We start from the raw sequence: 23,409 nt of genomic DNA, 5'->3' as shown, positions 1-23,409 counted from the left end.
CGGAAGGACACCGCTCGCATGCCTGTGACCAGTGCTCAATTCGCCGACTCGGCGTGGAGCGACGCCGCGATCAAGCTGGGAAACAGCTTCGGAGCGATAGCCGGCTTCCTCGGCATCCTGCTGGTGATCTTCTTCGCGGCCGGGCGGGCGACCGGGCGATTCGGCCGCCCGCTGGCCCTCCTGATCTTCCTGGGACCAGCAGTGCTGCTGCTCCTGGTCGGACTGGTGGTGCCGTTGATCCGGACGATCTATCTGAGCTTCCGCAACGACGACAGCAGCAGGTTCCTCGGCGTCAAGAACTACAGCTGGGCGCTGACCGACCAGTCGATCCATCAGGTGCTGCTCAACACCTTGCTCTGGCTGGTCATCGCCCCGCTGGCAGCCACCGGCCTCGGGCTTGCGCTGGCCCTGCTGGTGGATCGGATGCGCTGGCAGGCGCTCTACAAGTCGCTGATCTTCATGCCGATGGCGATCTCACTGGTCGGCGCGAGCATCATCTGGAAGTTCGTCTATGACACCCGCGACTCCGCACAGCGCCAGACCGGTCTGCTCAGCCAACTGGCCGTCTGGCTCGGGTGGAAGAGCCCACCGAACTGGATCCTGTCCCATCCGCTGAACAACTTCCTGCTCATGGTGGTCATGGTCTGGGTCCAGACCGGCTTCGCGATGGTGGTCCTCTCGGCGGCGATCAAGGCGATCCCGGACGAAGTCACCGAGGCCGCCCGGCTCGACGGTGCCAGCGGCCTGCGGCTCTTCTGGTACGTCACGGTGCCGATGATCCGCACCACCCTGGTCGTCGTCCTGACCACCGTCATGATCGTCACGCTGAAGGCCTTCGACATCGTCCGCACCATGACCGGCGGCAACTTCGGCACCCAGGTGCTGGCGAACGAGATGTACTCGCAGTCCTTCGTGCAGTTCAACGTCGGCCGGGGGAGCGCGCTCGCAGTGATCCTCTTCCTCGCGGTGCTGCCGCTGGTCGGCTACAACATCGTCCAGCTGCGCAAGGAGCGGGCCACCCGATGAGCAGTCAGACGCCAGATCAGGCAGCGACTTCCGGTACCGCTCCGCTGCCTGCCGCCAAGGCCATCCGGAAATCCTTCAGCAGCCCGCTCGGCTCCTTCTTCGTCATCGTGGTCACGATCCTGTGGACGATCCCCACCGTCGGGCTCCTGGCCACCTCTCTGCGCCCCAAGCAGGATGTCGCCGACAGTGGTTGGTGGTCCGTCTTCGCCCATCCGCATCTGATCCTCTCCAACTACCACACCGTCCTCTTCGACGGTGGGTTCGGCGTCAGCGGCGGCTTGATGCCCTACATGGTCAACTCGCTGGCGATCAGCGTTCCGGCGACGATCTTCCCTCTGGTACTGGCGGCGATGGCCGCCTACGCGCTGGCCTGGGTGCGCTTCCGGGGAAGCGACACGCTGTTCTTTCTGATCTTCGCCCTGCAGGTGGTGCCACTGCAGATGGCGTTGATCCCGCTACTTCAACTCTTCTCGGGCGGTGCCCACCTGGGCGGGGTGACGATCATCCCGCAGTTCAACCTGAGCGGTACCTACGCCCCGGTCTGGCTGGCGCACACCATGTTCGCGCTGCCGCTGGCCACCTTCCTGCTGCACAACTTCATCGCCCAGCTGCCCCGGGATCTGATGGAGGCCGCGGTGGTCGACGGTGCCTCGCACTTCAAGATCTTCCGGTCCATCGTGCTGCCGCTCTGCGCGCCGGCCCTCGCCTCCTTCGCGATCTTTCAGTTCCTCTGGGTCTGGAACGACCTCCTGGTGGCACTGACCTTCGCCGGCGGCACCCCCGATGTGGCGCCGATGACGGTCCGGCTGGCCCAGCTCGCCGGCTCCTTCGGTGGCCGCTGGGAGCTGCTGACGGCCGGGGCGTTCCTGTCGATCATCATTCCGCTGTTGGTCTTCTTCGGCCTGCAGCGGTACTTCGTGCGCGGGCTGCTGGCGGGGTCGGTCAAGGGCTGAGCCGGTGTGGGGTTGAGCTCCCCGGGCGGCGCCGGGAGCTCAACCCCTCGGCTGTCTGCTTCAGAGGCCCATCCCCACCGCCTCGGTCGGGAGGTCGCCCGGCTTGGCCTTGATGACCACGGCGGCTATCAGCAGGGCCACGCCGGACATCGCGGCGCCGACCACGAAGGCGTGTGAAATGCCGTACGCCAGGACTTCGTTCGCCCAGCTGGTGCCGACCGGGAACTGCTTGGTCGTGCCGAACTCGGCCAGCTGCGGGCCGGTCGCGTGTGCCCGGAAGTCCGGGAAGAGCGCTGTGCCCTTACGTGTGGATGCGCGGGCGAAGACGGTGGTGAGAATCGACAGGCCGAGCGATCCACCGATCTGCTGCATCGAGTTGAGCAGGCCGGAGGCGGCTCCGGTCTCGTGGGCCGCGATGCCGGCGACCGAGAGCAGCATCACCGGTACGAAGATCAGTCCCATGCCCAGGCCGAACAGCACCGTGGGGCCGAGCACTCCGTCGATGTAGCCGCTGGTCGCGCTCGTCTGGGTGAGCCAGGTCAGGCCGCCGGTGACCAGGAGCGAACCGCCGAGCATGAACGGTTTGGCGCCGAACCGGGCTTGAAAGCGAGAGGCCAGCTGGGCGGAGATGATGATCGCGACACTGATCGGCAGGAAGGCCACGCCGGCCTTCAGCGGGCCGTAGCCGAGGACACGTTGGACGAAGATCGTGATGTAGAAGAAGATCCCGAACATCGCCGCGGCCAGGCAGAGCATCATCACCAGGCCGCCGGTGCGGTTGCGGTCGGCGAACAAGTGCAGCGGGGTGATCGGCTGGTCCGTACGCCGCTCGATGACGACGAAGCCGGCCAGTAGGACCGCCCCGACGACGAACGAGACCAGGGTGCCGGTGTCGCTCCATCCGTCGGAGGCGGCTCGGATGAAGCCGTAGACCAGACCGACCAGGCCGAGCGTCGAGGTGAGGGCGCCCGAGAGGTCGAACCGGCCGCTCCGGCGCTCGGACTCGTTGATGTACAGCGGAGCGGCCAGCGCGATGGCGATTGCGATCGGCACGTTGACGAAGAGCACCCAGCGCCAGTTGAGGTACTGGGTCAGCAGCCCGCCGGCCAGCAGGCCGATGGCGGCGCCCGAGCCGGCCACTGCCGAGAAGACGCCGAAGGCGCGATTGCGCTCCGGGCCCTCCTCGAAATTGGTCGCGATCAGGGCGAAGGCGGTGGGGGAGCAGATCGCGCCACCGATGCCCTGCAGCGCGCGCGAGGCGAGCAGCATGTCGCCGTTCTGTGCGAAGCCGCCGAGCAGGGAGGCGAAACCGAAGAGCAGCACGCCGGTGATGAAGACCCGGCGGCGGCCCAGGATGTCGCCGGCCCGGCCGCCGAGCAGCAGGAGGCCGCCAAAGGCCAGGGTGTAGGCATTGATGACCCAGGAGAGGTTGGTGGTGGAGAACTTCAGGGCGTCCTGGATGTGCGGAAGGGCGATGTTCACGATCGTCGCGTCGAGAACGACCATGAGCTGGGTGGCCGCGATGACCGTCAGGGCGATGCCCTTGTGCTGGCCGCGGCTGGCCGTGGGAGGTGAGACCTTGCTGAGCGTGTCGGAGATAGCCATGTGATTCCCCCTGCTGGCGATGGTGTCAGGCTCGCTAGGGCGTCGCTGACGTGCTGGATCGGCAGAGCTGTTCAGGCATAGCTGTTCGGGCATAGCTGTTCGGGCATAGCTGCTGAGCTGGGCCGGCAGCGCCAAGGGAAGGAACGCTACCGTTCACTATGGTGGAACCATAGCGTGTCGAGTATTGTGAACGCAAGCGTTCCCTAAGATTGGCGACAATGAAGCAGACAACGGCTCGTCCGGGGGCCGGTGAGCCCGCGGCGCCCCCCGCCGCGACGGCCCGTCGCCGCGGGAAAGCACTTGAGCAGGCGATCTTCGAGGCCGCCCTGGAGCAGTTGACCTCCGGCGGCTATGCCCGCCTGACGATGGAGGGCGTCGCCGGCGCGGCCCAGACCGGCAAGGCGGCGCTCTACCGGCGCTGGCCGTCGAAGTTGGAGCTTGCTCTCGATGCGCTGGGCTCCACTCTGCCACCTCTGACGGACGTTCCCGATCTCGGCTCCGTCCGTGCCGAGTTGAGGCAGCTCATCGGCACCTTCCAGGTGGCCATGGACTCCCCGGCCGGCTCCGCGATGCGCGCGCTGATGGCCGAGGTGGACCACGGTGGCGGCGGGCTCCTCAAGGACTTCGTCATGGCCCGGTTGGTGGGGCCGGCGAGGCGGGCCGGGCTGGAGGTGCTGCGGCGCGGTGAGCGGCGCGGCGAGGTCCGCTCCGGTGCGGTCAACGAGATGGTCGCGGACGTCTGGCCGGCGATGCTGCTGTACCGGACGAAGTTCGGCGCGGAGTCGGTCGACGCCGAGTTCTGTGACCATTTGCTGGAGGATGTCCTGCTGCCGCTGATCCGCCCGCAGGCGGGCTGAACCACTGCGCGACCGCCGTAGGGTGGAGGGCGCGGGGCCCAGTCCTGCGCACCGCCCGCTGCCCTGTTCCACACCGCCCGCACTGCCCGTCGTTCTGACCGCCCGACCAGAAATGGACCGCCCGCCATGCCGTACCAGCCGCCGACTCACAGCGTGGAGCGTTCCCTGCGCCGGGCCGGAGCGACGATCGTGGCGGGCCTGGACGAGGTGGGCCGTGGCGCCTGGGCCGGTCCGGTCACGGTCGGCGCGGCGGTGACCGGCCTGCGGCGGCCTCCCGAGGGGCTGACCGACTCCAAGTTGCTGACCCCGCGCCGCCGCGAGCAGCTGGCCCCGTTGCTGGCGGACTGGGTCACGGCTCACGCACTGGGCCACGCCTCCGCCCTGGAGTGCGACGAGCTCGGCATGACCGCCGCGCTGCGGCTCGCCGCGGTGCGAGCCCTGGAGGCGCTCCCGGTGCGTCCGGACGCCGTGATCCTGGACGGCAAGCACGACTACCTGGGTGGACCCTGGCGAGTGCGGACGGTGATCAAGGGCGACCAGAGCTGCGTCTGCGTCTCCGCCGCCTCGGTGCTCGCCAAGGTGCACCGGGACGGCCTGATGGCCGAGTTGGCGCCGGAGTTCCCGCAGTTCGGCTTCGAGGACAATGCCGGATACCCCTCCCCGGTGCACCGTGCGGCACTGGAGGAGTTCGGCCCCACGGAGCACCACCGGCTCTCCTGGTCCTACCTGGATGCGCTGCCGCAGTGGAGCCATCTCAAGCGCTCGCGCCTCGTGATGGAGACAGCGGACGGCGACGAACAGCTCACTCTCGGCTTCTGACGGATCATCAGGAGCGTTCGACGGCGGTACGTTCCGCTGATCGGGTCGAGCCCGCGGTGCCCAACAGGTGGGGCGCCCGTGCGCATCCGACCGGCATTTGATAGATATCCGGGTATGCCTGTCTTCCCCGAGGAGCCGGAGATTCACGAGAGCATCCCGGGCCCCGGCGTTCCCTTCCCCCGCGAGTCGGACGCACAAGCCCTCAGCACGCCTGCCGCCGGCAGCGCGTCCCCTGTCAGCCCCACTGTCGAAGCGCCCGCCGCGGCCCGGCCGACCCCGGCGTCCGTCCAGGTGCCCGGCCCTCGTCCGGGCCCGCCCCGGCCGGCCGCGCCCCGGCCCGGCCCGCGAGCCGCGCAGATCCCGAAGCCCGGCCCGCGGCCGACTCCGGCCGGTCCGACCGTCCAACTGGTCCCCAGCGCCGTCGGTGCGGCTCTGGAGCGGGCCGATGAGGCCGTTGACCTGCTGTTGGAGTCAGGGCGCGAACCTGGCGACATCCTGGTCCTCACCTCGGACGGCCCGCACCCCTGGCAGCAGCATGAGATGTCCTTCGGTGAGGACCACTACTGGGCCCAGCTCGCCGAAGGCGGTGACGTCTTCTACGCGGATCTCGCGCTGACCCGGCCCGCCCGACGCGAGGTGGTCGTCCTCGTCCTCGGGGCGAGCGAGCCGGGCCGCGCGGTCCTGGCGCTGGAGAAGGCGCGCACCCACGCGGCGTCGCTGCTGGTGGTCTGCGGCACGACGGCGCAGCTGACCGAAGGGTCGGCAGTCGGAGGCCAGCCGGTCCCGGCCTGAGTGCAGCCGGTTGTGAGCATCCCGTGGCCGCGCCGCCCGTGTTCAGCGGGCGGCGCGCCGGACCGGCCCCGGGGTCGTCTCCTGGCCGGCCGGCCACGGTGCAGCGGGGTGGGCGTACGCCGTTGCCGGACGGACGCTCGGGGGCACTCGACTCGGCAGCTCGGAGACGGTGTGCACTGGCCGCTCGGACCAGGAACCCGCGTGCGGGGTACGCCCGGTGCGTCCGTCGCCGAGCACCAGCCAGCCGGACGGAGTCAGCGTCAGATAGGCGCCACAGCGCAGACCGTGCAGTGAGGCGGCGTCGCGCAGTGCCCACATCCAGGCCCCGTCCTGCTCCGTCCAGCCGGACACACCGTCACGGCAGCGCAGCAGCACGGCCGTCCGGCGCGGTGCGGGCAGTCGAAGGTCGTGCGGGATCACCCGCCGCAACTGGGTGAGCAGCGCGTTGCGGTGGAGCCAGCCGTCGGTGACGTGCGGTCGGGGAGTGAGGGCGGCGGAGGCGACCACCCGGTGGTCGATGTCCAGCACCGCGATCACGCTGGTCCCCGGTTGTGGCAGATGGCGCTGGTGAAGCCCGACCACCAGGTCCCGCGGATCGCGCAGCGACGGCACCTCCGTGCTCGACCAGCTCTCCAGATCCAGGCATCGACCTGTGGCGGAGGGAAGCTGACCTCGGTCGACCCCATGGATCATTGTCATCCTTCCCCGGCCTGTGAACGCGCAGGCACGTGTGTACGCCGAAGTCCGGTCCGGGGACCAGCAGCGGGGTACGCGGCAATTCTCACGTCAGATGGCCGGAGCGGCAACGACGAGGTGGCCAATTCCGCCCGAAAGCCGCGGTTCTGCCGGATATATTCCCCGGATGGCTCAAGCTCCGCTTGATCGCTCCCGCATCAGGAGAACTCAGCCGTCCCACACGGCCGTCCGATTACCCCTGCACTGCCAGAACCAGCGGCAACACGGCCTGCGCGCCGGCCCGGCGCAGCAGCCGCGCGGCCACGGTCACCGTCCATCCGCTGTCGACCAGGTCGTCCACCAGCAGCACCGGCCCGGGCGCACCGGCCAGCGAAGCCGCCAGCTCGGCGGGCAGTACCAGGGCACTTGCGAGGGAGTTCAGCCGCTGGGCACTGTTGCTGCGCGCGCCGTAGGGCGGTCGCCCGTCCGCGTACTCGATCCGGCCGAGCAGTGGCAGACGGCCGACCTCCGCGATTCGCGCCCCCAAGGTGCCCACCAGCTCCGGCCGGGAGGCGGACGCCATCGTGACCACGCCCACCGGGCGGCCGGTCTCCGGAGCACTGCTGGCCCAGCCACCCGGGCCGCGGGCCCAGTCGGCCAGGACGCTGACCAGGGCGTCCAGCACGTCCTTGGGCACGGCGCAGTCGGGTGCGCCCTCGGCGAGCAGGGCCCGCAGCCGGCCACCCCAGCCGATGTCGGAGAGCCGGCCGAGGGCCCGGCCGACCTGTGCCTGCTCATCGGCCGGGATCCGCCCCTTGAGGGGCACACCGAGGGCCTCCATGCCGGTGGGCCAGAGCCGACGCGCCTCGAAGCTGACCCCGGGGCGCCCCAGGGCGGCCCGGGCGGCTTCGAGGGCCTGCGTCGAGACGGAATCGCTGTGCCGGGGCCCGGCACAGACGTCGCAGCGCCCGCACGGCACGGCCTGTTCGTCGTCCAGTTGGCGGCGCAGGAACTCCATCCGGCAGTGCTGCCCGCCCGCGTACTCGCGCATGGCCTGCTGTTCGTCCGTCCGGGCCCGGGCGACCTTGGCGTAGCGCTCGCCGTCGTAGACCCACGGCACGCCGGTGGCCTGCCAGCCGCCGCGCACCCGCTGAACGGCGCCGTCCACGTCAAGGACCTTGAGCATGGTCTCCAGCCGGGCACGGCGCAGGTCGACGCGGGTCTCCAGGGCGGCTGTCGAAAGCGGCCGACCGGCTTCGGCCAGTGCGTCGAGCGTGCGCCTGACCTGCTCCTCGGCGGGGAAGCCGAGGGAGGCGAAGTACCGCCAGATCGCCTCGTCCTCGCGGCCGGGCAGCAGCAGGACCTCGGCGCGGTCCACGCCGCGGCCGGCTCGGCCGACCTGCTGGTAGTAGGCGATCGGTGAGCCCGGCGACCCCAGGTGCACCACGAAGCCGAGGTCGGGCTTGTCGAAGCCCATGCCGAGGGCCGAGGTGGCCACCAGGGCCTTGACACGATTGGCCAGCAGATCGGCCTCGGCGGTGCGCCGCTCGGCGTCCTCGGTGCGCCCCGAGTAGGAGGCCACGGCGAAACCGCGACCACGCAGGAAGTCGGTGACCTCCTCGGCGGCGGCCACCGTCAGGGTGTAGATGATGCCGGAGCCGGGCAGCTCGTCCAGGTGGTCGGCGAGCCAGCCCAGGCGGTGGGCAGGATCGGGCAGCGAGAGCACCGCCAGGCTCAGGCTCTCCCGGTCGAGCGGGCCGCGCAGCACCAGCGCCCGACCGTCGGAGCCGGCCGTGCCCAACTGCTCGGCGACGTCCTCGGTGACCCGCGCGTTGGCGGTGGCGGTCGTCGCCAGCACCGGGACACCGGGGGAGAGGTCGGCGAGCATGGTCCGCAGCCGGCGGTAGTCGGGGCGGAAGTCGTGGCCCCAGTCCGAGATGCAGTGCGCCTCGTCGACCACCAGTAGGCCGGTGGAGGCCGCGAGCTTGGGCAGGACCTGGTCACGGAAGTCGGGGTTGTTCAGCCGCTCCGGGCTGACCAGCAGGATGTCCACGGTGCCGGCTGCCACCTCGGCCTGGATCTCCTCCCACTCCTGCGGATTGGCGGAGTTGATCGTGCGGGCCTGGATCCCGGCCCGGGCCGCGGAGTCGACCTGGTTGCGCATCAGTGCGAGCAGCGGGGAGACGATCACCGTGGGCCCGGCACCGCCGGACCGCAGCAGGGCGGTGGCGATGAAGTAGACGGCCGACTTTCCCCAGCCGGTGCGCTGGACGACCAGAGCGCGGCGGTGGTCGACCACCAGGGCCTCGATGGCCAGCCACTGGTCCTCGCGCAGCCGGGCGTCCGGCCCCGCGAGCTCGCGCAGCACGGCCTCGGCGCGGGCGCGCACGGCCGCGCGATCGCCGCCGCCCGGAGCGGGGGCTTCGTGGGCGGGGCTGTGCTGGCTGGGGGCGGGCACCGACTGGTCCATGGCCCCTATGTAACCCTGCCGGGCGGACGAGAGGCGAACCGGCGGCCCCGGCTGTGGACAACTCGCCTACCCGGCAGCCCGATTCACTCACACGGCGGCAACCGGTTGTCCACAGGGCCGGGGTTTTCCACAGCCGTGGAGAGATTTCCCCGGGACGCGGCTGCGCGCCGCACGCTTCCCCCATGACACACGACGACTCGACGAACGCGTCCCAGAACGAACTCTCCGGGCTCTCCGGGCACCAGCTGGTGCGTATGCGGGGCCCGGCCGACATGGCCGCCATGCTGCCGTACCTGCTGGGCTTCTACCCGGACGACAGCATCGTGGCGGTCGGGCTGCACGGCCCGGCCGCCCGGCAGGGCGGAGCGATCCGGCTCGACATCCCCGAGGATCCGGACCAGTGGCCGCTCATCGCGGTCGAGCTCGCCCGGTTGCTGATCTCCCTCTCCGAGCGGCGCCAGCGACGGCCTGATGCGGTCCTGCTCTACCTGTGCCGGGATCCCGAGCCGGGGGCCCGGCCGGCCCGCAGGCAGCTGAGGCCGCTGGCCGACCAGTTGCTCCGGGTGTTCCGCGAATTCGAGGTGCCGGTGAAGGAGTCGCTCTGCCTCTCCGGCGGTCGCTGGTGGTCCTTCCTCTGTACTGACCCGGCCTGCTGCGATCCGGGCGGCACCGCGGTCTTCGCAGGCCAGGACCCGCTGGCCGTGGTGGCCGCTGCCACCTACGCCGGACTCGCGCCGCGCGGCAGCCGCAAGGCGATCGGCGTCGCGCTGGACCCGATCGGCCCACCGCAGAGCGCGGCGCAGCGCGAGGCCCTGGAGCTGCAGATGAGCTCCCTGATCGGGGACCTCAGCCGGCCGGACGGCAGCGAGCGGACGCACGAAGCCGTGGCGCGGCTGATCGCCGAGGCCATCGCCGACTCCCAGGCCGGGGCGCCGATGCCGGACGACACGCGTGCCGCCCGGCTGATCGTGGCCCTGCAGGACCGGGCGAACCGGGACCGGGCGGCCGAGTACGCAGAGCCGGACGAGCTGGCCGCCGCCCAGCGTCTGTGGCGGTTCCTCAGCAGACGCTGCGTGTCGCCCTACGAGGCCTTCGCGAAAGCGCCGCTGACGCTGCTGGCCTGGACGTCGTGGCTGGCCGGCGACACCGCCACCAGCCGGGTCGCCCTCGGCAAGGCACTCGATCTCGATCCCTCGTACACCCTGGCCGACCTGCTCTACCGCTCACTGAACGGCGGATTGGAGCCCGAGGGACTGCTCAGCATCGTGCGGGCGGAGCGTGCCCGGCGGGGCGATCCGGGCTCGTCCCCCGGTAGCGCCGAGACTCCGGGCTGGGCGGCCGGTCTGGGCGGTGGGCCCTTCCCGCGGCGCCCCGGTGATCCCGCTGCCCCGGTTGAGGCCGCCCAGGAGTCCGACGCGGCACCGGCGCCCGAGAGCTTCGAGACCCCGCCGGGAGATCCCGGCCCGCCGCCGCGGCCCGCGCGGGGCCCCGCGAGCCCACGCAGTCGAGGTCGTGCCGGCCCTCGCCCGGGTCCAGCCGACGCCGGTTCGGCGCACGGATCAGCCGGCGGATCAACCGGCTCGTCGCACCGGGCCACGCCGGCGGACCGGGGCTTGATCCCGCCGCAGCGCTCCCGGGACGGATCGAGGAAGCAGCGGCCTCCGCGGCCCCCCGACTCCTCGCCCGACACCGACCAGCCGCCAAGCGCCCGCATCGACCCGCCGCTGCCGGGCCGCCTCGCCCAGCAGACCCGTCGCGGCGGCCAGTTCCGCCGGAAGTCCACCACCAGCACGATTCGGAGCCTGACATGACCAGCCACCCCGCCACGTACCCGACCGCACTGGTGCTCGAGCCGATGCCCGCCGCGCCCACACCGACGTCCGCGCCGGTGGGCGGGACCAGGCCGGAGGCCACTCCCGCCCCATGGATGGTCGCCCGCCCGTTCCTGCGGCGCCCCGGTCGGCAGGCGGCGACGCCTGCTCCCGCCACGGGTGACCACGAACACGGAGCCGGACGTCAGGGCGCCGCCCGCGCCCCGGCAGGCCCGGCTCCTGCTCCAGCCACCCGCTGCGCCCCGGTCTCGACGCGAGCGCGCCGCCGGCCGAGGTCGGCGCTCGGTCCGCGCAGCCGCTGTTCCGCACGTGCCGTGCGCCGGCCGGCGCGGAACCCACCGCGCCGGCCACCGCACCGCTGGTACCGGCGACGGCCGCTACAGCTGTCCGCGGACCATCCGGATCAGCCGGTCCAGGACCTGCCCGCCGCTGACCCGCAGTCCGTCGTGCTCCCACTCGTTGGACACCCAGGTCCGCAGCCCCCGCACGGCATCGGCCGTCGCCAGCGAGTCGGCGGTGTCCACGTACATGTCGTCGTGGTACACGGCTGCGGCCACCGGGACCTCGTTCGCGGCCAGGACCGCCGGTGCGTAGAGGTCGGGCCATTCCGTGCGCTGGGCCAGCAGGTTCGCGGCTTCCTGAAGCGGGCGCAGGGCGGGGTCGGTCTCGAACATCCAGGGGTAGATCATCTCCCCGGTGAACCGCACCGGCGTGCCCTCCTCCAGAGCCCGGGCCGCGTCGAACTCCGGGAACTCCTTGCGGACCTGTTCGGCCGCCCAGCCCGTCGGTCCGGGGTTCACCGACCGCTGTCCGTAGATGGACTCGTGCAGCACGGCGTAGAGCGGGCCGTCCGCGAAGGAGAGCTTCGACTGGGCGCCGGTCAGGAAGGTGTCGGACAGTTCGAGCCCGGCGCTGCCCCGGACCCAGGCGTCCTCCAGCAGGTAGTGCAGCGAGTCGGAACCGGTGCCGGAGCCGAGCATCAGTCCGAGAGCCTGGAATGCCGGCACGGTCAGCAGCCCGCCGCCGGGCAGCTGGGCGGGCGCCACGGCCAGGTGCTCGACGACCCGCCGCACCGCCTCGACGTCCTGCGGGTAGCGCGCGTAGTGTGCGGTGTTCTTGCGGGCCACCCGTGGGTACGCCGCCCGGTAGACGTCCGTGGCGCTGCTCTGCAGACCGGCCAGGCCGCCGGTGATCAGCGCCTCGCGCAGTCCCTCGGGCGCCAGCGACAGGTAGGTGAGGGTGCAGAAGCCGCCGAAGCTCTGCCCGAGCAGGCTCCACTGCCCCCGGTCACCCAGCAGTTGACGCCGGATCAGCTCGGCGTCGCGGACGATCGAGTCCGCGCGGAAGTACGAGAGGTACTCGGCCTGCTCGGCGGCGCCGCCACGCAGCGGCAGGGTCTGCCGGGTCGCCGGCGTCGAGCGCCCGGTGCCGCGCTGGTCCAGCAGCAGGACCCGGTAGTCGTCCAGGGCGCGGTCGAGCCAGCTGTCCCGGCCGAGCGGCCGTGCCGCTCGGCCACCGGGGCCGCCCTGCAGGTAGAGCAGCCAGGGCAGGTCGGACCGCTCCTTGCCCGCCGCGACCACCTCACGGGCGTAGACCTCGATCTGCTCCCCTTGCGGTGCGGCGTGATCCAGCGGCACCTGGAAGAGATGATCGGTCAGGACGACGCCGGGCTGTCGGATCACGACGCTCATGAGACTCCTCGGTCAGTGCTCGGTGCGGCGGGTGCTCGCACGTTTCCGCAAGTGCCGTCGCCAAGGGCGGCACCCGAGCGGCGCCCGGGGGCCGATCGACGCCGACCTGTGGACTTCCCGGTACGGGCGGTGCCACGTCGGCACCGTATCCTGACGCCGAGTGAGCGCCTCCGGTGCCGTCCCTCGGAACCAGACGGTGCCCTCACAAGATCCCGGACCGCTCCACAGGCCACGGTCGCTTGTTCGGGATTCGCCCCCGGGGAGGTCCATCGAGCAGCGGGGCGTGACCTGTGCACCGTGCGCTGCGTTCACTCTGAGGGTCGCCACCGGCCCTGCCGCGGCCACAGGCTTCACCGACGGGGGAACACAGGGCCGGTGGATCCGGGCCGGGGCGCCGGTCTTCCCGGTGAGCCGGGCGATCCGCCGGGAGGTGCTTGCCCGGGCCCGCGCCTCGATGAGACCACCTGCGGTAGTCGTGGCCTGCGGGCCCGCCCTGCCGCTCGACAGGAGGAGAGTCCGGTGACGGCGCCCAGGCCAGTCCAGACCGCGCTGCCGGCCGAGACGGTCGGTGGCTCCCGGCCCACCCCGGGGCGGCCCGACCCCGTTGTCGCCGGTGCCGGCCGCCCCGCGCTGCCGGCCCGCCGACTGCCCGCATCGGCGCACGCCGATGTCCTCTGCGTCAGCGCCCCGGCGATGGCCGCTTCCGGTTCCGACGGTCAGCTGCGCGGCCACGGACTGCACGGCTTCTTCCGGTCCGGCATCCGTACGCTGAGCCGGATGGAGGTGCGGGTCGGCGGCGTTGAACCGCTCGCCCTGCAAGGCGCCCTCACCTCGGCGGCGCAGGCCAGGTTCCTCGGTGCGGTGCGGGTGCCCGGTGAACTCGACCCCGATCCGGCCCTCACCGTGGAGCGGTTGCGCCACGCCGACGGGGTGGAGACCCTCACGGTGCGCAACGCCGGCAGCCGAGCTGCCAGGCTGCCGCTGGAGATCGCGCTCGGGACGGATCTCGGCAGTCTTGCGGACATCGCCGCCGGAGCCAGGCCGCCGGACGTGGCGGGCCAGGTCCAGTCCTCGGGGCTGCGCTGGATCGGCCGCGGGCACAGCGCGACCGTGAGCGCCAAGCCCTCGCCGCACGCGGTCCTGGCCGGGGCGGGGGTGCTCCGCTGGGACTTGGAGGTCCAGCCCGGTGCCCGCTGGTCGGTGGAGCTGCGGGTGGAGGTCGAGGCCGCCGCGACCGCCCTCCGTCCGCCGGTCGGCCGTGGCGCCGGGGTGCCCGCGCCGTGGACCGAGCCCGCGATCCGCTGCGACGATCCCCGCGCCGAGCTCCTCGTCAGGCGCTCGCTGGACGCGCTCGGCGGTCTGCTGCTCGCCGACCCCGATCGGCCGACCGACCTCTACACGGCGTCGGGCGCGCCCTGGCGGTTCGGACTGGCGCCCGCCGACGCGCTCTGGGCGGCCCGCCTCACGCTCCCGCTCGGCGTCCGGCTGGCGGGCGGCACACTGCGGGCGCTGGCCCGCCGCCAGCAGACGGCGAACGCGGCCGGGGGCAGGGAGGAGGGGATCATCCCCGGCCCACTGCGCCATGCCGGCCCCGAGTTGCCCCCGTCCTGCACGGCCACCGAGGCGACCCTGCTCTTCGTCACGGTGCTGGCCGAGGCCTGGCGCTGGGGCCTGCCCCGGCAGGAGGTCACCGAGTTGCTGCCGGCTGCCGAGCGCGCCCTGGGCGCGCTGCGGTCGACGATGGCGAACAGTCCGATCGACGGCTTCGTCACCGATCTCGGCCGTTACCAGGACGACCGCACGGGGAAACCACCCACCGCACGCTGCGAGGTCCAGGCCCAGGCGCACCGGGCCGCCCTGCACGGTGCGGAGCTGCTGGAGGCGTTCGGGCGACCGGGAGCCGCGGACTGGCGGGAGTGGGCGCAGGGGCTGCGCGGCCGGTTCCGTGAGCGGTTCTGGGTGGACGACCTGTCCGGCGGACGCCCGGCCGCTGCGCTGACCGTCGATGGTCGTCCGCTCTCCGCGGTGACCGCCTCCTTCGGCCACCTCCTTGACCTGGGGCTCGCGGCGGAGGGCGCCGCGCTGCCGGGCCTGCTCGACCGTGAGCAGACCCGGCTGCTGGCCCAGCGGTTGGCCGCGCCCGAGCTGGACTGCGGCTGGGGGCTTCGAACCCTGAGCGCCAAGTCCCCGCGCTTCAATCCGCTGGGGCACCGCAGCGGGGCGGTCCGGGTCCAGGAGACGGCCCTCGCGGTTGCCGGGCTGGCCGAAGCCGGGTTCGAGCGCGAGGCCGGAGCCCTGCTGGAGGGGCTGCTGGCCGCCTCCGCACACTTCGCCGGGCGACTGCCGGAGATGTACGCCGGGGAGCAGCGACTACCGGACTGCCCACCGGTACCGCATCCGGCTGCCTGCCGCCCCGCTGCGGGGTCCGCGGCAGGCGCCGCGCACGCGGTCTTCGCGCTGGCCGGAGTGCGGCCCGACGTTCCCGCCGGGCGGGTCGTGGTCCGTCCGGCCAGTACCGCGCCCCTCGGCGAACTCGAACTTGGCGGCCTGCGGGTCGCGGGGGAGCCGTTCTCGGTCCGGGTGAGCCGAATCGGCGTGGCCGTCGTCGAGGAGGCCTCCGCGGAGCTCCAACTCGGCGCGAGCTGACGGCAGGTCAGCCACTCGGGTCGGCGGGTCCGATATGTGTGCTGCTCCGCCGTTCCGCGCGGCTGCGCTGCCCCGGAGCCTCACGCTCGGTTCGGGATTACTGCCGCCCCGTGTTTATCGTCAGAAAGACGACTATGATCGACGCCATGTCGCGCTATGACCCGTCGGCCTTTCCCCCGTTCGCTGTCACGGTCGACCTGGTGGTGCTGACGGTCCGGGAGCACGAACTCTGCGCGCTGCTGGTGCGCCGGGGCGAGCCTCCCTTCCAGGGCTACTGGGCGCTGCCCGGCGGCTTCGTGCGGCCGGGCGAGGGGCTCGGCGAGGCGGCCTCGCGGGAGCTGGCCGAGGAGACCGGACTGCGTGCCCACTCGTCGGCCGGTCAGGCGGCGGCCGGGGCACACCTGGAGCAGCTGGCCACCTATGGGCACCCGCAGCGTGACCCGCGGATGCGCGTGGTGAGCGTGGCGCACCTGGCGCTGGCCCCGGACCTGCCGACCCCCAAGCCGGGCGGCGACGCGCGCGGAGCCCGCTGGGCGCCGGTCAGCGAGCTGCTCGGCCCCGGCCCGGCCGATCGCGAGCCGCTCGCCTTCGACCATGCCCTGATCCTCGCCGACGGCGTCGAGCGCGCCCGGTCGAAGATCGAGTACTCCGCACTGGCCACCGCCTTCTGCGCCGAGGAGTTCACCGTCGGCGAGCTGCGCCGGGTCTACGAAGCGGTCTGGGGCGTGGTGCTGGACCCGCGCAACTTCCACCGCAAGGTGACCGGGACTCCCGGCTTCCTGGTGCCGTCCGGCGGCACGACGACCCGTCAGGGCGGGCGTCCCGCGCAGCTGTTCAGGGCAGGCGGAGCGACCGTGCTCAACCCGCCGATGCTGCGCCCGGAGTCCTGAGCCCGACCAGGACCTGGGCGACCCGCCGGTGCTGCCCGTGCCATGGGGTGAACAACGGTGCGGCCACTGTCCCCTGATCGAGTGAGCTGGGCAGCCGGGTGGCCCGCGCCGTCTCCGCAATGCCCGAAATCTCCCGATGTTCGCCCTAGGGTGCTGAATCCGGAGCAGGTGCTGAAACCGGAGCGGCCCGCGCCGCCGGGGCAGCCGGAGCACGTGGGAGCAGCCAGTGACGATCCAGGTCCATGGACTCACCAAGGTCTACCGCCGCGGTCAGGACCCCGCGGTGGCCGACCTCGGCTTCGACGTGGGCCCCGGCTCGGTGGTGGCGCTGCTCGGCCCCGAGGGGGCGGGCAAGACCACGACGCTGCGGCTCATGCTGGAGCTGGAGCGAGGCAAGGGCGTGACGCTCTTCAACGGGCGCACCTACCGTCGACTGCGCCGCCCCGAACGCGAGGTCGGGGTGCTCCTGCAGACGGTGCACCAGTTGCCCGGCAGCCCAGGTCGAACGGCCCGCGGTCATCTGCGGATGCTGGCCGCCGCGGTCGGTGTCCCGGCGCGGCGGGCCGACGAACTGCTGGAGCAGACCAGGCTGGCCGGCGTCGCCGAACACCGCCTGCGCTCCTTCTCCCCGGGCATGAACCGCCGACTCGCCCTGGCCGTCGCCCTGCTCGGCGCCCCCGAGGCGTTGCTGCTGGACGCGCCGTCCGAGGGGCTGTCCCCGCGCAACGCCGAGTGGCTGCACGCCTTCATCCGGGCCTTCCCGGCCGGCGGCGGATCGGTGGTGATCACGACCCGCGAACCCCGGGAGGCGGCGCTGCTGGCCGACCGGGTGGTGACACTGGACGCCGGTCGGATGGTCGCGGACCAGCCGGTCGCGGAATTCCGTCGCACCAGGCTGCAGCCCGAGGTGTCGGTCCGCGGACCGCAGATGGCCCGCCTGGCGGACCTGCTGGTGTCCCAAGGGGCCGAGGTCCGCCGGGACGGCGGTGCCGGCCTCGCGGTCAGCGGCCTCGGACGCACCGAGATCGGCGAGCTCGCCTACCGCAGCGGCATCCTGCTGCACGAACTGGCCGACCGCGTGGTCGAGCAGCCGGCGCCCCGCACGGTCCTGCCGCCTGCGGCGCAGCCGGGAGTGGTGTCCACCGTGAAGCTGCGCCGGGTCACCTCGCTCACCGCCCGGGAGCGGACCATGGCCCTGGCCGCGGTGAGTCCGGGGCGGGTGGCCGCGGCCGAACCGCAGGCGGTACTCCCGGCCTCGTCCCCGGCCGACCGCGCCCCGAGCCAGCCGCTTCCGGCTCCCCCCACATCCGGCCTCGCGCTCGACGCCGCGCCGTCCACCCCTGCGCCGTCCACTCCTGCGCCCTCCGGGTCACCGTTGTCCACGGCTGCGTCGACCGGCCCCGTGCCGTCCGCTCCGACCGGCCCTGCCGCGCTGCTCCCGGCCCCGGTGGCAGCTGCCGACCCCGTCACCGAACCGATTCCCCAGCCCCTGACCGGGCCCGATCACTGGAACGGATGATCCCGTGCGCGTACTGGCCTACGAAGTCCGACGCCTGCTGGGTCTTCGGTCGACCTGGCTGATCCTCGCCGCCACGCTGCTCGCCGGCTCCGCCCAGAGCGCCCTGCTCGCCCGGCGGATCGCTCCCGGCCCGCTGCACGTGTCCGAGGCCGTGGAACTGGTCACGGGCGTGCTCCCGCTGCTGGGCCTCCCGCTCGCGGCCCTCGGCGCCGGGCTGCTCGGCGCACTGGCCTCGGCCCACGAGGTCAGGTGTCCCGGGTTGGCGGCTTCGCAGGTTCGCTACGCGTCCCGGCTGCGCCTGCTGCTCGCCAAGCTCGCGGTCGTCGGGGCCGTTGCCGCGCTGCTCGCCCTGGCGTCCTTCCTGATCGGCGGCCTGACGGCCCGAGTCGCGGACGCGTCCGCCGCTGCGCCCGCGCGCCTGCTGCTGCCCCACCTGCTCCGCACCGACCACAGCCCGCTGCTGGCACTCGCGACCTTCACCGGCCTCGTCGTCGCGGCTGCCTGGATCGGCATCCTGACTGCGGCACTGACCCGCAGCGCGGTGGCCGGGGTGCTGCTGTTCTGCGCGCTGCCGATGCTGGTCGACGGATTCGCCCTGCCCCGGACGCTGGACCTGTTGCGGCACGAGGGCCTGAACTGGGGGCCGACCGCTTCGGCCCAGGCCCTCACCGTGCTGTTGCTGCCGGCTGCACTGCTGCTGGCGGCCTGCCTGGCGGTCCAGGCCCGACGCCGCTCGTACTGATGATCCGTCAGTCTGCTTCCGCGGTAGCTGACTCGGCGCAGGCCATGGTCGCAAAAGTCGGCGAACCGCTGGCAACTCGCTGCCCGATATGGCCATTTCTTCCTAATAAGAAGTCAATTATCCAACCATGGGCGATCACCCTTTCGTGTGCTTTTCACGAGAATCCTCAAGTCGTGCCTGCCGATCGCCGACAAAGGACGTGTGAGTACCCTTGCGCACCCCGCCATGACCGTCGCCCGCACCGCCGAGTCCACCGCGCCCGGCGCCAGCGAGCTCGACCGTTTCTCCTACGCCGATCGGCCGACCCCTCCTGTCCCCCGCTGGGACGGGGCGGAGAGTGATCTCGCCCGGGTCGGCCGCAAGACTGCCAGCAGCCGAGGCCGTGGGCTGCACGGGCAGCTCGTCCAGCAGCTCGGTCAGATGATCGTCTCCGGCGACCTGGGGGCCGACCGCCCGCTGGTGCCCGAGGAGATCGGCCAGCGCTTCGAGGTGTCGCGCACCGTGGTGCGCGAGTCACTGCGCGTCCTGGAGGCCAAGGGCCTGGTCAGCGCGCGTCCCAACGTCGGCACCCGGGTGCGTCCGGTCGCCGACTGGAACCTCCTCGACCCGGACATCATCGAGTGGCGCGCCTTCGGCCCGCAGCGTGACGAGCAGCGCCGCGAGCTGTTCGAGATGCGCTGGGCGATCGAGCCGCTGGCCGCCCGCCTCGCCGCCGGTCACGGCCGCGAGGAGATCCAGCAGCGGCTGGCCGAGATGACCGAGATCATGGGCCACGCAGCGGCCCAGGGCGATCTGATCACCTTCTCGCGCGCCGACGCCGAGCTGCACGTCCTGGTCCTGCAGATGGCCGGCAATCGGATGCTGGAGCACCTCTCCAGCATCGTGGCCGCCGCGCTCCAGGTCAGTGGTGGCCCGGCCACCGCCTGCGAGCGGCCGTCGGAGACCTCGGTGAGCCTGCACGCCCGCCTGGTCGACGCACTCGGCACCGGGGACGGCACGGCGGCCGAGGCGGCCATGCGCGCGCTGCTCACCGTGCACCCGGACGTCGAGCACGCGGTGCCGGCGCCTCGCGAGCACTGAGCGCGGCAGACCGAGCCGCGAGCGCCCGGGGCAGAGCCACTGGGCCGCGAGCGCCTGCGCGAACACCGAGTCGTGAACACTGAGTGAGGCCGGCCACGGAGCCATCGGATCTGGACAGTGCCCTCCGGATGCCCGCGCGAGACACATCGCGTCCACCCGGAGGGCCCGCGGCTGTGACGGCCGACGGTCCGGGACCTCAGTCCGGGGAGGCGTGTGACCTGTGCCACGAGCGGCATGCGTAACACTTGGGGAGCGGCAGCGATGTGTACGGAGCGGAAGCAGCTCCGGAATACCCGCGCCATGTCAGAATGCTGTGTTGGTCTGCGGCGCTGCTGCCGTCCCACCTACCCAGCGTCCTGCTAACCCAGTCCTCAAGTCCGAGCCGGTCGGAACCTGTCGTGCCCCGTGGCGCGTCTTTCCTCCTCGCCCACTCGGGCGGTCCGGTACGGGTTCGAGTCCACTCTTCGTCCGAGAGGTTGTTCGTGTCGGCCAGCACATCCCGTTCGCTCCCCCCCGAGATCGCAGAGTCCGCGGCCCTGCTGGCGCTCATCGAGCGGGGCAAGGCCCAGGGGCAGATCGCCGGTGACGACGTGCGCCAGGCCTTCGAGGCGGACCAGATCCCGGTCACCAAGTGGAAGAACGTCATGCGCAGCCTCAACCAGGTGTTGATTGAGGAAGGGGTGGACCTGATGGTGAGCGCGGCCGAGCCGTCCGCCGCCAAGCGCAAGAGCGTTGCGGCCAAGAGCACCACCAAGCGCACCGCCACCAAGGCGGTCACCACGCGTACCCCGGTTGCCCAGACCAAGCCCCCGGTGCGGATCGCGCCCGCCGCGACGGTGGCTCCGGCGGCCGTCGCCTCTGTGGTCTCGGTCACCGTGGACACCGCACTGGACGCGCAGTCGGACCTCGGCTCGACCCCCATGGTCGCGAAGAAGGTCGCCGCTGCCGCCCCCGCGAAGAAGGCCGTGGCGAAGAAGGCCGCCGCTCCCGCCAAGAAGGCGGTCGCCAAGAAGACCGCCGCCAAGGGGGAGAAGGGCGACGAGGAGCTGCTCGGCGATGACGAGCTGCTCGAGGACGTGGCGACCCCGGCCGGGAAGACCGACGGCGACGCGGAGCCCGAGGAGGAGTCGGAGGGCTTCGTCCTCTCCGACGACGACGAGGACGACGCGCCTGCCCAGCAGGTCGCCGTCGCCGGTGCCACCGCCGACCCGGTCAAGGACTACCTGAAGCAGATCGGCAAGGTCCCGCTGCTCAACGCCGAGCAGGAGGTCGAGCTCGCCAAGCGCATCGAGGCCGGCCTGTTCGCCGAGGACAAGCTCAGCCAGGCCGACAAGCTCGCCCCCAAGCTCAAGCGCGAGCTGGAGATCATCGCCGAGGACGGCCGCCGGGCCAAGAACCACCTGCTGGAGGCCAACCTCCGCCTGGTGGTCTCACTGGCGAAGCGTTACACCGGTCGCGGCATGCTCTTCCTGGACCTGATCCAGGAGGGCAACCTCGGTCTGATCCGTGCGGTCGAGAAGTTCGACTACACCAAGGGCTACAAGTTCTCGACCTACGCGACCTGGTGGATCCGTCAGGCGATCACCCGCGCCATGGCCGACCAGGCCCGCACCATCCGTATCCCGGTGCACATGGTCGAGGTCATCAACAAGCTGGCCCGCGTGCAGCGCCAGATGCTCCAGGACCTGGGTCGCGAGCCCACCCCGGAGGAGCTGGCCAAGGAACTCGACATGACCCCCGAGAAGGTCATCGAGGTCCAGAAGTACGGCCGCGAGCCGATCTCGCTGCACACCCCGCTCGGCGAGGACGGCGACAGCGAGTTCGGTGACCTGATCGAGGACTCCGAGGCGGTCGTCCCGGCCGACGCGGTCTCCTTCACCCTGCTCCAGGAGCAGCTGCACTCGGTGCTCGACACCCTGAGCGAGCGCGAGGCCGGCGTGGTCTCGATGCGCTTCGGCCTGACCGACGGCCAGCCGAAGACGCTGGACGAGATCGGCAAGGTCTACGGGGTCACCCGTGAGCGCATCCGCCAGATCGAGTCGAAGACCATGTCCAAGCTGCGTCACCCCTCGCGCTCGCAGGTGCTGCGCGACTACCTGGACTGATCCCGTACGCGAAGGCCCGGAGCAGCGCGTCTGCTCCGGGCCTTCGCGCGTTCTGGGCTCGGGGTCCGACTGCGGGCGTCATCCGGCCGCCTCGGATATCCCTCGTCCGGGTGTTTGAACGCCGACTCATGGAAACTCAGGGTGAGATTGTGACTACGCTGTGGCGGTTGCCTGCTGCCGAATCGCCCGGAGTGCACTGTGATGTCCATCTCGTCCGTTTCGACCGGCCCTGATGTCCGCCGCACGCCGCCGCCGGGGCCGGTGCCCCGGCGGCGGGTAGTGGTGGCGGCCCTGCTGGCCGCACTGCCGGTGGCGCTGGTCTCGGTGGGTGCCACGCCGGCCCAGGCGGACCGCCGGATCGTGGGTGGCCGCTCCGACAGCACCCTGCAGCGGCCGTGGATGGTCGCGGTGGCCAGTCGGCCGGAGTTCGGCGACGCCCGCTCGGGCCAGTTCTGCGGCGGCACGCTGGTCACCCCGACCAAGGTGGTGACGGCTGCGCACTGCTTCTACGACGAGCGCGAGGGCCGCATCGTGGAGCGCCCGGACCTGCGGGTGATCGTCGGTCGGACCGACCTGACCGGTCAGGACGGCGCCGAGGTGCCCGTGACCAACGTCTGGGTCCATCCGCAGTACTCGTTCCAGCAGAACATGCAGGACGTGGCGGTGCTCACGCTGGCCGCCCCGCAGGAGGGCCGGGCGGTCCTGCCGATGGTCGGGCAGGGAGAGACGCTGCCGTATGCCGCCGGTACGCGGGCGCAGGTCTACGGCTGGGGCGACACCACCGGCCGCGCGCGGTACGCCGACAGCCTGCGCAGCGTCGATGTGCCGATGGTGGCCGACTCGGTGTGTGCGCGTGACTACCCGGGTGGCCCCGACGGGGCCTTCGATCCGCGCGGCATGGTCTGCGCCGGCGAGGCACGGGGTGGCAAGGACGCGTGCCAGGGCGACAGTGGTGGCCCGCTGGTGGTCAACGGGCGACTGGTCGGCCTGGTCTCCTGGGGGACCGGTTGTGCGGAGGCGAACCATCCGGGTGTCTACACCCGGTTGTCGGCCGTCGCGGACGAGGTCGGCACCCAGCTGTGATCAGGGTGATGGTGTGAGCAGGGTCGCGCCAACGCCGCCGCTCGGCTCGGTCAAGGCCGACGGCGGGTCAGCTCCCGGATGAGGTGGCCGTCTTGCCGCGACGCCCGTAGCCCGAAGTGACCGGACGGTCACGGACTGGCAGATCCGGGTATGACGCTGGGCGGCAGGCCCTACGGCCTGCCGCCCAGTGGCCGGCCCGCAAGGGCCGACCTCAGCGCGTCAAGGGAGCGCCGAACGCTCAGCGCTCGTCGCTGGCGGCCGAGGCCGCCGTGGTGGCGAGACGACCGCTCTCGTCCTGTATTTCCACGGCGATCTTCTTGAGCTCCGGCTCGAACTTCCGCCCGTGGTGGGCGCAGAAGAGCAGCTCTCCGCCACTGGCCAGTACGACGCGCAGGTATGCCTGGGCGCCGCAGCGGTCGCAGCGGTCAGCCGCGGTGAGCGGGCTCGCAGGTGTCAGAACAGTAGTCACGTCGCCTCTTCTCTAGCTCGACGAGCTGTCGTACCAGGGTCAACATCCAACCAGGCCGAAAACGTTCCCGCTCGTGGCTTTTCTTCTCTGAGGATTCTGCTGTGTTGATGAGGACGTGCCCCGGGCGCCGGTGGTTCATGCGCGCCGGAAACCGC

Annotated in this window: 18 protein-coding genes; 13 read left to right on the top strand and 5 right to left on the bottom strand. The window is 71.9% G+C overall.

The window, feature by feature from the left end; all coding sequences use genetic code 11:
* Window positions 1-18: 18 nt before the first annotated feature.
* Window positions 19-1,026 carry a carbohydrate ABC transporter permease gene (locus OG500_RS13615; RefSeq protein WP_329580093.1) on the top strand — a complete coding sequence of 336 codons (1,008 nt, stop codon included), beginning with the start codon at window positions 19-21 and terminating at the stop codon, window positions 1,024-1,026.
* A complete protein-coding gene (locus OG500_RS13610) occupies window positions 1,023-1,979 on the top strand; it encodes a carbohydrate ABC transporter permease (RefSeq protein ID WP_327066993.1) in 957 nt (318 codons plus the stop codon). Before OG500_RS13615 ends, OG500_RS13610 begins: the two co-directional genes overlap by 4 nt.
* Before the next feature lie 60 nt (window positions 1,980-2,039).
* On the opposite strand, the gene OG500_RS13605 is transcribed toward OG500_RS13610, so the two are convergent.
* Window positions 2,040-3,584 (bottom strand): MFS transporter, encoded by a 1,545-nt coding sequence (locus OG500_RS13605; protein ID WP_329580088.1) that lies wholly within the window; start codon window positions 3,582-3,584, stop codon window positions 2,040-2,042.
* A 218-nt stretch (window positions 3,585-3,802) separates the two neighbouring features.
* On the opposite strand from OG500_RS13605, the gene OG500_RS13600 reads away from it, so the two are divergent.
* From OG500_RS13600 to OG500_RS13590, 3 genes are all read left to right on the top strand, one after another.
* Entirely contained in the window at window positions 3,803-4,441 is a 639-nt protein-coding gene (locus OG500_RS13600; protein WP_329580085.1) for a TetR/AcrR family transcriptional regulator, read from the top strand.
* Window positions 4,442-4,567: 126 nt separating this feature from the next.
* Entirely contained in the window at window positions 4,568-5,260 is a 693-nt protein-coding gene (locus tag OG500_RS13595) for a ribonuclease HII (protein WP_327066990.1), read from the top strand.
* Between the two features lie 114 nt (window positions 5,261-5,374).
* A complete protein-coding gene (locus OG500_RS13590) occupies window positions 5,375-6,052 on the top strand; it encodes a hypothetical protein (protein ID WP_327066989.1) in 678 nt (225 codons plus the stop codon).
* A gap of 42 nt (window positions 6,053-6,094) precedes the next feature.
* On the opposite strand, the gene OG500_RS13585 is transcribed toward OG500_RS13590, so the two are convergent.
* Both OG500_RS13585 and OG500_RS13580 read right to left on the bottom strand, forming a co-directional pair.
* Window positions 6,095-6,751 (bottom strand): hypothetical protein, encoded by a 657-nt coding sequence (locus OG500_RS13585; RefSeq protein WP_442789162.1) that lies wholly within the window; start codon window positions 6,749-6,751, stop codon window positions 6,095-6,097.
* A 229-nt stretch (window positions 6,752-6,980) separates the two neighbouring features.
* On the bottom strand, window positions 6,981-9,197 hold the full coding sequence (locus tag OG500_RS13580) for a RecQ family ATP-dependent DNA helicase (RefSeq protein WP_329580080.1): 2,217 nt from the start codon (window positions 9,195-9,197) through the stop codon (window positions 6,981-6,983).
* 182 nt (window positions 9,198-9,379) lie between these two features.
* On the opposite strand from OG500_RS13580, the gene OG500_RS13575 reads away from it, so the two are divergent.
* Complete coding sequence (locus tag OG500_RS13575; RefSeq protein ID WP_329580077.1) at window positions 9,380-11,008, top strand: DUF4192 domain-containing protein; 1,629 nt, start codon at window positions 9,380-9,382, stop codon at window positions 11,006-11,008.
* 398 nt (window positions 11,009-11,406) lie between these two features.
* Here OG500_RS13575 and OG500_RS13570 read toward each other — a convergent pair whose 3' ends face one another.
* Complete coding sequence (locus OG500_RS13570) at window positions 11,407-12,720, bottom strand: alpha/beta fold hydrolase (protein ID WP_329580074.1); 1,314 nt, start codon at window positions 12,718-12,720, stop codon at window positions 11,407-11,409.
* Window positions 12,721-13,413: 693 nt separating this feature from the next.
* On the opposite strand from OG500_RS13570, the gene OG500_RS13565 reads away from it, so the two are divergent.
* The 7 genes from OG500_RS13565 to OG500_RS13535 all read left to right on the top strand — a co-directional run bounded on the left by OG500_RS13565 (window position 13,414) and on the right by OG500_RS13535 (window position 22,785).
* Complete coding sequence (locus OG500_RS13565; RefSeq protein WP_442907135.1) at window positions 13,414-15,366, top strand: glycogen debranching N-terminal domain-containing protein; 1,953 nt, start codon at window positions 13,414-13,416, stop codon at window positions 15,364-15,366.
* A 146-nt stretch (window positions 15,367-15,512) separates the two neighbouring features.
* Window positions 15,513-16,256, top strand: a complete 744-nt coding sequence (locus OG500_RS13560) for an NUDIX hydrolase (protein ID WP_327066983.1) — start codon at window positions 15,513-15,515, stop codon at window positions 16,254-16,256.
* Window positions 16,257-16,482: 226 nt separating this feature from the next.
* Window positions 16,483-17,775 carry an ATP-binding cassette domain-containing protein gene (locus OG500_RS13555; RefSeq protein ID WP_329580069.1) on the top strand — a complete coding sequence of 431 codons (1,293 nt, stop codon included), beginning with the start codon at window positions 16,483-16,485 and terminating at the stop codon, window positions 17,773-17,775.
* A gap of 4 nt (window positions 17,776-17,779) precedes the next feature.
* The gene (locus tag OG500_RS13550; protein WP_329580067.1) at window positions 17,780-18,517 is read left to right on the top strand and encodes a hypothetical protein; all 738 of its coding nucleotides are present in this window, start codon (window positions 17,780-17,782) and stop codon (window positions 18,515-18,517) included.
* Window positions 18,518-18,664: 147 nt separating this feature from the next.
* On the top strand, window positions 18,665-19,597 hold the full coding sequence (locus OG500_RS13545) for a FadR/GntR family transcriptional regulator (protein WP_327066980.1): 933 nt from the start codon (window positions 18,665-18,667) through the stop codon (window positions 19,595-19,597).
* A 482-nt stretch (window positions 19,598-20,079) separates the two neighbouring features.
* The gene (locus tag OG500_RS13540) at window positions 20,080-21,702 is read left to right on the top strand and encodes an RNA polymerase sigma factor (protein WP_327066979.1); all 1,623 of its coding nucleotides are present in this window, start codon (window positions 20,080-20,082) and stop codon (window positions 21,700-21,702) included.
* Window positions 21,703-21,903: 201 nt separating this feature from the next.
* Window positions 21,904-22,785, top strand: coding sequence for a S1 family peptidase (locus OG500_RS13535; RefSeq protein ID WP_327066978.1), 882 nt, complete (start codon window positions 21,904-21,906; stop codon window positions 22,783-22,785).
* Window positions 22,786-23,023: 238 nt separating this feature from the next.
* On the opposite strand, the gene OG500_RS13530 is transcribed toward OG500_RS13535, so the two are convergent.
* A complete protein-coding gene (locus OG500_RS13530; protein ID WP_327066977.1) occupies window positions 23,024-23,254 on the bottom strand; it encodes a DUF7455 domain-containing protein in 231 nt (76 codons plus the stop codon).
* Between the last annotated feature and the right edge of the window lie 155 nt (window positions 23,255-23,409).

Source organism: Kitasatospora sp. NBC_01250, from assembly GCF_036226465.1.
Taxonomy (GTDB): domain Bacteria; phylum Actinomycetota; class Actinomycetes; order Streptomycetales; family Streptomycetaceae; genus Kitasatospora.
This window is presented reverse-complemented; position numbering and strand designations above follow the sequence as displayed.

Excerpts from the sequence above, each read along its gene's own strand:
- OG500_RS13615 (WP_329580093.1), top strand. The coding sequence starts at position 19 with ATGCCTGTGACCAGTGCTCAATTCGCCGACTCGGCGTGGAGCGACGCC.
- OG500_RS13610 (WP_327066993.1), top strand. The coding sequence starts at position 1,023 with ATGAGCAGTCAGACGCCAGATCAGGCAGCGACTTCCGGTACCGCTCCG.
- OG500_RS13605 (WP_329580088.1), bottom strand. The coding sequence starts at position 3,584 with ATGGCTATCTCCGACACGCTCAGCAAGGTCTCACCTCCCACGGCCAGC.
- OG500_RS13600 (WP_329580085.1), top strand. The coding sequence starts at position 3,803 with ATGAAGCAGACAACGGCTCGTCCGGGGGCCGGTGAGCCCGCGGCGCCC.
- OG500_RS13595 (WP_327066990.1), top strand. The coding sequence starts at position 4,568 with ATGCCGTACCAGCCGCCGACTCACAGCGTGGAGCGTTCCCTGCGCCGG.
- OG500_RS13590 (WP_327066989.1), top strand. The coding sequence starts at position 5,375 with ATGCCTGTCTTCCCCGAGGAGCCGGAGATTCACGAGAGCATCCCGGGC.
- OG500_RS13585 (WP_442789162.1), bottom strand. The coding sequence starts at position 6,751 with ATGACAATGATCCATGGGGTCGACCGAGGTCAGCTTCCCTCCGCCACA.
- OG500_RS13580 (WP_329580080.1), bottom strand. The coding sequence starts at position 9,197 with ATGGACCAGTCGGTGCCCGCCCCCAGCCAGCACAGCCCCGCCCACGAA.
- OG500_RS13575 (WP_329580077.1), top strand. The coding sequence starts at position 9,380 with ATGACACACGACGACTCGACGAACGCGTCCCAGAACGAACTCTCCGGG.
- OG500_RS13570 (WP_329580074.1), bottom strand. The coding sequence starts at position 12,720 with ATGAGCGTCGTGATCCGACAGCCCGGCGTCGTCCTGACCGATCATCTC.
- OG500_RS13565 (WP_442907135.1), top strand. The coding sequence starts at position 13,414 with ATGGCCGCTTCCGGTTCCGACGGTCAGCTGCGCGGCCACGGACTGCAC.
- OG500_RS13560 (WP_327066983.1), top strand. The coding sequence starts at position 15,513 with ATGTCGCGCTATGACCCGTCGGCCTTTCCCCCGTTCGCTGTCACGGTC.
- OG500_RS13535 (WP_327066978.1), top strand. The coding sequence starts at position 21,904 with ATGTCCATCTCGTCCGTTTCGACCGGCCCTGATGTCCGCCGCACGCCG.